We start from the raw sequence: 494 nt of genomic DNA, 5'->3' as shown, positions 1-494 counted from the left end.
CTTGCCATTAAATTGTATCAGAGGAGAGGCTATCAAATTACAGGTGAAATAAATAAACCAACGTTATCGATGTACAGAATGGCCAAAAACGTAGAACCTTACAACCACTTATAAAAAAGTTGTACCGTATTAGGGTCACCACCACATCGCCATCAACCTAAGAGTACCTACTACATATTATTGTTATAAATATTACACTGCCTAGATTAATAAGAAGAGATGAAAAAACACGCTAAGTAAAAAATAAAGGAAGCTATCCATATGGACAGCTTCCTTACATAATTATCGTTATTAGCAGTAGGGACTTAATTTATTTAATGATTTTCAAAAACAAAATTCAATTCATATATTTAGAATATAATGAAAAATCGTTATAATGTATTAGAGGTCTACATGGCGTGGAGTTATTGTTAATCATTCAAATAGTTATTTTCACAGTAAATCCAAGCTGAAAAAAGAGATTTAATATGTTAAACGGTTTTGGAATTCCAGGA

The 494-nt window shown here is 30.8% G+C and carries 1 pseudogene; it reads left to right on the top strand.

Going from position 1 to position 494, the window contains the following annotated elements:
- Positions 1-114: pseudogene (locus KVT34_RS29810) on the top strand (GNAT family N-acetyltransferase); the annotation flags it as partial.
- Positions 115-494: the final 380 nt, after the last annotated feature.

It is taken from the genome of Paenibacillus sp. GbtcB18, from assembly GCF_019091125.1.
In the GTDB taxonomy this organism is placed as follows: Bacteria; Bacillota; Bacilli; order Paenibacillales; family NBRC-103111; genus Paenibacillus_F; species Paenibacillus_F chitinolyticus.
Note: the sequence above shows the minus strand (reverse complement) of the source record. Positions and strands in the feature narration are given on the sequence as shown.